Source organism: Brevundimonas sp., assembly GCF_036659295.1.
Taxonomy (GTDB): domain Bacteria; phylum Pseudomonadota; class Alphaproteobacteria; order Caulobacterales; family Caulobacteraceae; genus Brevundimonas.
Window position 1 is genome coordinate 1 of sequence record NZ_JAVXCU010000087.1, and the last position, 9242, is coordinate 9242.

At 62.6% G+C, this 9242-nt stretch carries 8 protein-coding genes; 6 read left to right on the top strand and 2 right to left on the bottom strand.

What is annotated here, in order from left to right:
- Positions 1 to 138: 138 nt before the first annotated feature.
- A complete protein-coding gene (locus RSB01_RS12135; RefSeq protein ID WP_332590809.1) occupies positions 139 to 1173 on the bottom strand; it encodes an ABC transporter substrate-binding protein in 1035 nt (344 codons plus the stop codon).
- 445 nt (positions 1174 to 1618) lie between these two features.
- Complete coding sequence (locus tag RSB01_RS12140) at positions 1619 to 3418, bottom strand: ABC-F family ATP-binding cassette domain-containing protein (RefSeq protein ID WP_332590810.1); 1800 nt, start codon at positions 3416 to 3418, stop codon at positions 1619 to 1621.
- 126 nt (positions 3419 to 3544) lie between these two features.
- Between RSB01_RS12140 and RSB01_RS12145 the strand changes: the two genes are divergently transcribed.
- The 6 genes from RSB01_RS12145 to RSB01_RS12170 all read left to right on the top strand — a co-directional run bounded on the left by RSB01_RS12145 (position 3545) and on the right by RSB01_RS12170 (position 9098).
- Complete coding sequence (locus RSB01_RS12145) at positions 3545 to 4108, top strand: TetR/AcrR family transcriptional regulator (protein ID WP_332590811.1); 564 nt, start codon at positions 3545 to 3547, stop codon at positions 4106 to 4108.
- Positions 4105 to 4443 carry an SMR family transporter gene (locus tag RSB01_RS12150; protein ID WP_332590812.1) on the top strand — a complete coding sequence of 113 codons (339 nt, stop codon included), beginning with the start codon at positions 4105 to 4107 and terminating at the stop codon, positions 4441 to 4443. The genes RSB01_RS12145 and RSB01_RS12150 overlap by 4 nt, the downstream gene beginning before the upstream one ends.
- A 60-nt stretch (positions 4444 to 4503) precedes the next feature.
- Entirely contained in the window at positions 4504 to 4998 is a 495-nt protein-coding gene (locus RSB01_RS12155) for a YcgN family cysteine cluster protein (RefSeq protein WP_332590817.1), read from the top strand.
- 62 nt (positions 4999 to 5060) lie between these two features.
- Positions 5061 to 7337 carry an ATP-binding protein gene (locus tag RSB01_RS12160; protein ID WP_332625544.1) on the top strand — a complete coding sequence of 759 codons (2277 nt, stop codon included), beginning with the start codon at positions 5061 to 5063 and terminating at the stop codon, positions 7335 to 7337.
- A 158-nt stretch (positions 7338 to 7495) separates the two neighbouring features.
- Positions 7496 to 7957: a hypothetical protein gene (locus RSB01_RS12165; RefSeq protein ID WP_332590815.1), complete on the top strand. Its 462-nt coding sequence runs from the start codon at positions 7496 to 7498 to the stop codon at positions 7955 to 7957.
- Positions 7857 to 9098 carry a terminase family protein gene (locus tag RSB01_RS12170; protein ID WP_332625546.1) on the top strand — a complete coding sequence of 414 codons (1242 nt, stop codon included), beginning with the start codon at positions 7857 to 7859 and terminating at the stop codon, positions 9096 to 9098. The genes RSB01_RS12165 and RSB01_RS12170 overlap by 101 nt, the downstream gene beginning before the upstream one ends.
- Positions 9099 to 9242 lie beyond the last annotated feature (144 nt).

Consider the following 9242-nt stretch of genomic DNA (forward strand, 5'->3'; position numbering starts at 1 on the left):
CCGATCAGGCTTAGGGTCAGGATCAGGCCAAGGCGCACGCAAAATTCCCCGTTAAGCGGTGCAGAAGGAGCCACTAATGTAGGATCGGGCTTAACCCACCGCTAACATGCGCCCTCTCGGGTGCTATTTTAGCAAATGTTACTTTCTGGTCGGCAGATAGGCGGTGGTGAACGCGGCTTCCCAGTCGGGATCGGCGCTATAGGCCCCGCGGCTCTGCTCGGCAAAGGCCTGCCAGCGTTCGGCGGACATGGTGCCCAGACCATAGAGGGCGGCATCGCCGCTATCGATGATGTTGTGGCTTTTCAGCAGGTCGCGGGCCGTATCCAGCGAGCCTTGCGGGGTGGCCGGATTGGCGCGGCGGATCAGGGCATGGGCCGGATCGGGATCGCCGTTCAGATAAGTGTTCCAGCCCTCGACCGAGGCAGCGATGAAGTCTTTCAAGGCCTGCGTATTGTCACGCGCAAAGGCGTTGGGGGCCATCAATATGCTGGAATAGGAGGCATAGCCGTCATCGGCGGGCAGATAGAGCCGCGTCCGCAGGTCGGGACGCGAGGTCGCCACCAGAGCCGGTTCGCGGGTCAGCGAGCCGATCATCAGGCTGCGCGGATCGTTCAGGAAGGGCTCCAGCATCCCTTCGGGCGGGCGCAAAAGCTGTTCTTGTGTCAGCTGGTATTTGTTCTGGAGCCACGACCAGATGTCGGACCAGTCGGCATCCTCGACATAGAGCGGGCGCTCGTCCAGCGCCGCCAGATCACGCGGCGCATCGCTGGCATGGGCGATCAGGACGCGCGGGTCTTTCTGGAAGAAGGCGGCCACGGCCTTGACGGGCGCGCGATCGGCAATCAGGCGCAGCGCCCCGAAGCTGTCGCGGGCAAGGCCCAGCTCGGCCACGCCCGAGGCCAGACGGCTGGAAACATCGGCAACCGAATTGCCGTGGAATATTTCGACGTTCAGGCCGTGCGCGGCATAGAGGCCGCTGGCAATAGCCTGATAGAAACCGGCATGATCGGCACGGGCGGGGCCTGAAATGGCCAGACGCAGGCGCACGCGCCCCTCGGCATCAATGGGGGCGCTCTGGTTGCAGCCGCTCAGCGCAGCACCGGCACCTACACCAAGCGCGGCGGCACCAAGGCTTTTCAAAAGCGTGCGTCGGGAGAGGCGGGGCAGGATCATTACAGGTTGCAATAAGCACGCTGCCCCCGAATGGGAAGACTTAAGATGAGGCTTTGCCATTGATGACACCTCTGGGGGCCATGACGAGAGAGGGCAGAAGGGGTCTGCCCTCTCTCGTTGCCTGTGGCATGCCGTGACGGTTCGGTGGAACTGGCGGGGTGATTACGCAATCAGTAGGCCTGTTGAATGCAGGCGCGCTGTGTGGGGGAGCGTAAAATGGACTGCATCATCATGGCGAGGGAGCCGTGTGGAGCGCGGTCCGGACCAGTTCTACGAATACCGGTACAGACTGACTTTAGCCTAACAATGATATCTTAAATGCATGGATCGGCAAGGCGGGCACAAGCGCGGCCTGTGGATAAGCGTGCAGGGGCATAGAAAGCAAAAGGGCGACCGGAATGATCCGGCCGCCCTTTTCCCGATAAGGTCTAGCGAGGCGCGAGGCTTAGCTTAGACCTGCTTTTTTCTCTTCCAGTTCAAGCCATTCCAGCTCGATAGATTCAAGGTCCGCGCGGGCCTTGGCGGCGGCCTTCATGGCCTTGTCGAAGGCGGCGGGATTGGTGCTGTAGAGGGCCGGATCAGCCATGAGGGCGTCCTGCTTGGCGATCTCCTTGGGCAGGGATTGCATCAGCTTTTCAATCTCGGCCAGACGATGCGTGTCCTTGAAGGACATCTTGGCGGGCTTCTTGGGTGCGATAGGCGTCGCAGCGGGCTTGGGAGCCGAAGGGGCAGCAATACCGGCCTTGGGGGCCTGAATGAAGCCGGGGTTCTGGCGCACGAACTCGGTCCAGCCGCCGGGGGTTTCGACGATATCGCCGCGACCGTTCATGGCGATGGTCGAGGTGGCTAGACGATCCACGAAGTCGCGATCGTGCGAGACGAGGATCAGGGTGCCGTCATAGCCGTCGAGCAGTTCCTGAAGCTTGTCCAGCGTGTCGATGTCGAGGTCGTTGGTCGGCTCATCGAGCACCAGCAGGTTGGCCGACTTGGCCAAGGCGCGGGCCAGAAGCAGGCGGTTGCGCTCGCCGCCCGAAAGGGTCGAGATTGGCTGACGCAGTTGGGCTTCGGAGAACAGGAAGTCCTTGGCATAGGCCGCAACGTGCTTGGAGTGACCGCGCACGAGGATGCTGTCGCCGCCGCCCGGTGTCAGGGCGTCCCACAGGGTCATGTCGGACTTCAGGCCCTCGCGGGACTGGTCCAGATAGAGGGGTTCCAGATTGGCCCCCATGCGGACCGTGCCTTCGTCAGGTTGGAGTTCGCCCAGCAGCACCTTGACCAGCGTGGTCTTGCCCGCGCCGTTGGGACCGACAATGGCCAGACGGTCGCCGCGAATGATGCGGGTGGTCAGGTTCTTGAAGATGACGCGGTCGCCAAAGGACTTGGAGACTTCTTTGATGTCGGCGACCAGCTTGCCCGAAATGGCACCGGAATCGACGCCCATATAGAGGTCGCGCGGCACGTCCTTCATCTTTTCGGCGCGTTCGGCGCGCAGGGCGTCAAGGCTGCGGGCGCGGCCTTCGTTGCGTGTGCGGCGTGCGGTGATGGAGCGGTAGAAGGTCTCGGTTTCGCGCTCGATAGTCTTGGTCAGCTTCTGGAGCGCGACGGCTTCTTCTTCCATGACCTTGGAGGCCCAGTCGTCGAACTCGGCAAAGCCCTTGTTCAGGGTGCGCACGCGGCGGCCTTCCAGCCAGTGAACCGTATTGGTCACGCGGTTGAGGAAGGCGCGGTCGTGGCTGACGACGAGGATAGCGAAGCGGGCCGAGAGCAGCTCTTCTTCGAGCAGTTCGATGGCGAGGATGTCGAGGTGGTTGGTCGGTTCGTCCAGCAGCAGGACTTCCGGTTCCTCGGCAAAAGCCTTGGCCAGAGCCGCGCGGCGGATCTCGCCGCCCGACAGGCCCTGGGTGGACTTGTAGGGATCAAGGCCGAAGGTGGTCAGCCAGCTTTCGGCGGTCCAGGTTTCGGCGGCACCGGACGACGCATAGTCGATCAGGGTCTCGCCGGTGATTTCGGGTTCTTGCGGGACATAGGCGAAGCGGGTGCCGGCCTGAACGGCGCGGTCGCCGCTGTCCGGTTCGATAAAGCCCATGACCACCTTCATCAGGGTGGATTTACCTGCGCCGTTGCGGCCCACAAGGGCGGCACGCGAGCGCGGTTCAACAGCAAGGTCCACGCCGGAAAACAGCGGGCGCTGTCCGTCCTGAAGGTGGATGTCTTTAAGTGCAACGAGGGGAGGTTTGGCAGCCATGGGCGGGCATATAGCGTGCCGCGCTCGGAACTGCCATCGACAGGTGCGGTTGAGTGTCGAATCTGTATTTTATTTGTACCGTCCAGACGGTATGTAGCGGATATGCAAGTATCGCCCCGCCGTAGAATGCCCGAAGCCACCCGCGTCGAAATACTGGACACCGCAATCGAGGTGTTGGCCGAGAAGGGCCCGATGGGCCTGACCATGGATGCGGTGGTGGAGCGTGTGCCGTTCAGCAAGGGGGCCTTGCTGCACCATTTTCCCAATAAGACGGCCTTGCTGGAAGGCATGATCGACCGGCTGGGCGAGAGCTTTGTTGCCCAGATCGAGGCCTATGCCGCCAAGGATCCCGAACCGTATGGGCGGGGCGCGCGGGCCTATTTGCGGGCAGTCATCGACGAGCCGGTGACGGATCGCGATGTCAGTATCGGTCGGGCGGGGCTGGCGGTCTGTGCCATTGATCCGGCCTTGGCCGGTCGCTGGAAGGCATGGATGAGGAAAGCCCAGAATGGCGATCCGTCTGATCCTGCGGGCTCAGACGATGCATTGCTGATGCGTTTGCTGGCCGATGGTCTGTGGATGTCGGACCTGTTCGGGACCTATGAAATTTCGCCAGACCAGCGCAAGGCGCTGGCAAGTTTGATGATGGCTGGAACCGTCATGCCCGAAGCGATGGAGCAAAAGCAATGAACCCGATGACGTGGCTGGCTCTGGGCGGAGCCATTATGTTCGAGGTGGTCGGTACCAGCCTGCTGCAGGCCTCGCAGCAGTTTACCAAGCCGTGGGCGACGGCAGGAATGGCGGCTTGCTATGGCATGGCCTTCTATCTGTTGAGCCTTGCGCTGAGGTCCATTCCGGTGGGGTTGGCCTATGCCATCTGGAGCGGTTTGGGTGTGGTGCTGATCTCGCTGATCGGCATGTTTGTGTTCAAACAGAAACTGGACCTGCCCGCTGTGATCGGTCTGGTGCTGATTGTCTGCGGTGTGATCGTGATCAATGTGTTCTCGAAGGCCGTCAGCCATTAAGGCACGATGATTGTCGGGCAGGGGGCGACAGGGGCGGCTTTGTCGCTTAAAGACCCCGCCATGTTGCCTTTCTGGAAAACCAAGTCGCTGACCGAGATGAACCCGCAAGAGTGGGAGAGCCTGTGTGACGGGTGCGGTCTGTGCTGTCTGGTCCGTTTCGAGGACGAGGATACGGGCGAGGTTGTTCCGACGCGCGTGCACTGCAAGCTGTTCGATGCGGTCAAATGTACCTGTGTCGACTATGCGAACCGCAAGGAGCAGGTGCCGGACTGTATCAAGCTGACGCCGAACAATGTTTCATCTTTAGCGTGGATGCCGAAATCTTGCGCATACCGCAGGTTGAACGAGGGGCGCGATCTGGCATGGTGGCACCCGCTGGTCTCGAACGATCCAGAGACGGTGCATCAGGCCGGTGTGTCGGTGCGTCGCCAGACGGTTTCCGAGACGGCGATGGTCGAGGCCGAGGATGCTCTGGACTTTGAAGCGTCGGAATGGCGCGAGGAGCGGGGGCTTATGGGGCCGGAGGAAAGCGCTCGGGAGATGGACGAGGGCTAACTATTTTCGGGGGGTGTGGGTTGGAAATACCAGCTTTCAGGCCGGAGGAGGAACCGCAGGATATGGAACACGCAGGGGCGGATAAGGCCGCGTCTGTGGGGGACGCTGTGCGGTTCGGGCATTTGGAAAATCTGGCCGCCATGCTGTTGCAGGCAGAGGCCTTTGTGCTGGAGCTGGAAGGCGAGCCGGCGGGCGAACTTGACGGGCTGGTCCAGCGGGCTGAACGGATGCAGGCCGATGAAATCCTGACTGGCGAGGCCGCTATGTGGGCGGCGACGCCGGTGGTCTATGGCGGGCAAACCCTTGGCCTTCTGGTCTTGCAGACCCCTGAACCGCGTCCCGTGCCGGATGAGGGCCAGCGGGCGATGATCCTGCAACTGGCCAAGGTGGCCGGTGATCTGGTGGCGGGTGCCCAGGCCCAGCGCACCTGTGCGGATCAGGTCCGTATGCTGGACATGATCGAGGATATGTCCGGCATCGGCTGGTGGCGCATGGACAAGCACAAGAACTCGGCGCGTTGTTCCAGAAGAGTACGCGAAATCCACGGACTGCAGCCGGACCAGACGGTCTTTGAGCTGCGGGCCGGTGTTGGCCATTACGATCCGAAGGACAAGGCGCTGCTGGAGGCGGCGCTGGACAATGCGCTGGAGACCGGTGAGGGCTATAATCTGCGGATGCGGCTGAACAGCCCCGACGGCAAGCAGCGCACGGTTATGAGCCATGCTGTGAGCGAGAAAGACGCGAATGGCGAAGTGTGCGGGGTGTTCGGGGTCTTCCGCGATGTGACCGATCAGGAAGCGGTCGTGGCCAAGCTGCGTCGTAACGAGGCGCGCTATCGTCTGTTGGCCGAGAACGTCAGTGACGTGATTACCCGCGTGAAGATGGACGGTTCGAGCAAATATATCTCGCCGGCGATCCAGTCCGTACTGGGCTGGACGCTGGAGGAGATGAGCGGACAGTCCACCGACTATGTGTATCGCGAGGACCGGCACAAGGTTCTGGGGGCCATTCAGAATGCGGTGAAGTCGGGCAAGCCGACCCGTCTGGAGCACCGTGCTGTGCACCGTGACGGGCGTATCTTGTGGGTGGAATGCACCTTCAAGGCGCTGCGGGACGAGCATGGCGAGGTGGATGATGTCGTGGTGGTTATCCGCGACGCGACCCAGCGCAAGCTGCTGGAAGGTGAGGTCATCGAGGCCAAGGAGCGGGCCGAGAAGGCCGCCGAGGCCAAGACCGAGTTTCTGGCCAATATGAGCCATGAGCTGCGGACGCCGCTGACTAGTGTCATCGGCTATTCGGGGTTGTTGAAAAACTCGCCGGGTTTGACGCCGACCCAGAGACTGTATGGCGACCGGATTGCAGCTTCGTCCGAAGCGCTGCTGATGGTGATCAACGACATCCTTGATTACTCCAAGCTGGAGGCCGATGCGGTCGAGCTGGAGAATGCGCCGTTTGATCTGCGCCAGCGTATCACCGACACGGTCGGGATTATCGAAAGCCAGTGCGCCGCCAAGGGTCTGGGCCTGACGGTTGATATGGATGCGCGCCTGCCTGAAATCTTGTCGGGCGATGCGTCGCGGTTGAGGCAGGTTTTGCTGAACTTCCTGTCCAATGCGGTGAAGTTTACGGCGACGGGCAGTGTGGGTGTGAAGGCGTTCGGGGCCGAGACTGAGGACGGCCGTTACCGGCTTCGGGTCGAGGTGAGCGATACCGGTATTGGTCTGAGCCATGAGAAGGGCGAGTTGATCTTCGGGCGGTTCACGCAGGCCGATGCGTCCACGACGCGTGTCTATGGCGGGACCGGACTGGGGTTGGCGATTTCGCGCCGTCTGATTGAACTGATGGACGGCAGGGTTGGCTATGAGAGCGAGCCGGGCAAGGGGGCGACCTTCTGGTTCGAGGTGCCGCTGGACTTTGATTTTGCCCTTCCGGTTTCTGTCGCGGCCGATACGGTGCCCGATATCGGGGTGCGGGGGCGTATCCTGATGGTGGATGATGCCGAGGCGAACCGTGAACTGGTGAAGATCATTCTGGGGACGCTGGGGCTGGAGGTCGAGACGGCGTGCAACGGTGTGGAAGCCGTGGCGGCGGTGCGGCGCGGCGACTTTGATCTGGTGCTGATGGATGTCCACATGCCGGAAATGGACGGGTTGGCCGCTACGCGCGAAATCCGCCAGCAGGCGCGCGACAAGCATCTGCCGATATTGGCGCTGACGGCCAATGTGGGTGGCGAGCAGGTGCAGAAATGTCTGGATGCCGGAATGGACGGGCATTTGCCCAAGCCTATTCAGGTGGGGGATCTGGCGCAGACGCTGAAGAAGTGGCTGCAGTCGCAATAGAAATGCAAAGGTCTTCGTGAAACGGGTCCTCGTGAAAACGGGGGCCTTTTTCTTTTTGTGCGCGTGTCGGGGGCGGGCAATCGCGGGAAAAACAAGGGATTGGTGCAGGCGCGAGCTAATCGGCCCACCCGTGGACGCTGGTGGCCTATTGTTTGGGTATGGCGGGAAATGGGGATAGCGGGCAGGGCGCGGTTCAGCAGTGGCTGGATCAGGTGTTTGGCCAGTTGCAGGCACTGGTGGACGAGGCTGTTCGGGTGCTGGTGGAGGCAGAGCCACCCAAGGATGTGGTCGAGGCCGAAAAGCGGGCGCGGGCAGTGGGTGTGGTAGCGCGCGCGGCCAAGGCGGTGGCGGCGCTGAAGACCGGTCTGAAATCCTCGACCCGCAAGCTGGCTGGAACAGAGGTGGAGGATGATGTGGCAGGACGGGACGAACCTATCGGCAAGGCCGAGGAGCAGCGGCTTAGAGATGAGCTGTTCGCCCGCGTCGATCGTCTTTTCGAGGTTGCAGAACAGAAGGGATATGGTCCGAAGCCGGATCGACCAGATGGGGGCGCAGGAGGTTTTGCGCTGGCTGGCGGCGACGCCGGTGGTGCGAAACGAACAGGTTTGCAACCCGCCTGACGAGGGATGGCGGACCTGGGTGCTGTTGGGCGGGCGGGGGTCTGGAAAGACTTTCGCCGGTGGCTACTGGATCAATGCGCTGGCGCGACGCGGGGTGTTTAATCTGGCGCTGGTGGGACCGGCGTTTCACGATGTGCGCGAGGTGATGATCGAGGGGCCGTCGGGCCTGAGGGCACTGGCGGGGCCGGATAACCGCCCGCGTTGGGAGGCGAGCCGCAGGCGGCTGGTCTGGCCGACAGGGACAGCGGCCTATGCGTTCTCGGCAGAAGACCCTGACAGTCTGCGAGGCCCGCAATTCCATGCGGCGTGGGCGGACGAGTTCTGTGCCTGGCGCGAGCCGGAGAAGGTGCTGAGCAATTTAAGGTTTGGGTTGCGGCTGGGGGATGACCCGAAGCTGGCCATCACCACGACGCCGAGGCCGATTGCGGCGCTGCGGCGCTTGCTGGCGGAAAGTGGCGTGGTGACGAGCCGCCTGTCGACACGCGAAAACGAGGACAATCTGGCACCTGGTTTTCTGGGCCATCTGAAGGCGCTTTATGCCGGAACACGGCTGGAGGCGCAGGAGATGGAGGGGCTGATCGTCGAGGCGGACGGGGCGTTGTTTCGGGCGCAGGATCTGGCGCAGGCGAGAGGGAGCCGACCTGTGCGGTTGGAGAAGATCGTGGTGGAGGTTGATCCGCCGGTGACGGCGCATGGCGATGCCTGCGGGATTGTGGTGGCGGGGCGTCGCGAGGGGCGGGCCTATGTGCTGGGGGATGCTTCTGTGCGGGGGATGTCACCTGCCGGATGGGCGCAGCGGGTTGTGGAAACGGCAGCGGAGTATGGGGCCGATCTGGTGCTGGCGGAGGCCAATCAGGGCGGCGAGATGGTGCGGACGTTGTTGGCGCAGGCGGGCTGTCCTGTGGCGATCAAGCTGGTGCATGCGGGGCGTTCCAAGAAGGCGCGGGCCGAGCCGGTGGCGGCCTTATACGAGCAGGGTCGCGTGGTTCACTGCGGGGCTTTTGCGGCGCTGGAGGAGGAGTTGATGGCGTTGGGGAGCGAGCATCTGGGGCATAGTCCGGATCGGGCGGATGCGCTGGTGTGGGCGGTGACGCATTTGCTGTTGGCGGGGCGGGTGCAGCCGCGGCTTCGAAGTCTTTGATACTTGGGCAGCGGTCGTCGGCCCTTCGGGACCTCCCGACCCGACGCGGCCTGTCACCCCCCCCCTCATGGCGGTGCCCTGACACCACCCCCCCAGGGCCGGGGAGGAGGGGAGTACGTGGGCTTAAATAAAGAACCCACAAAC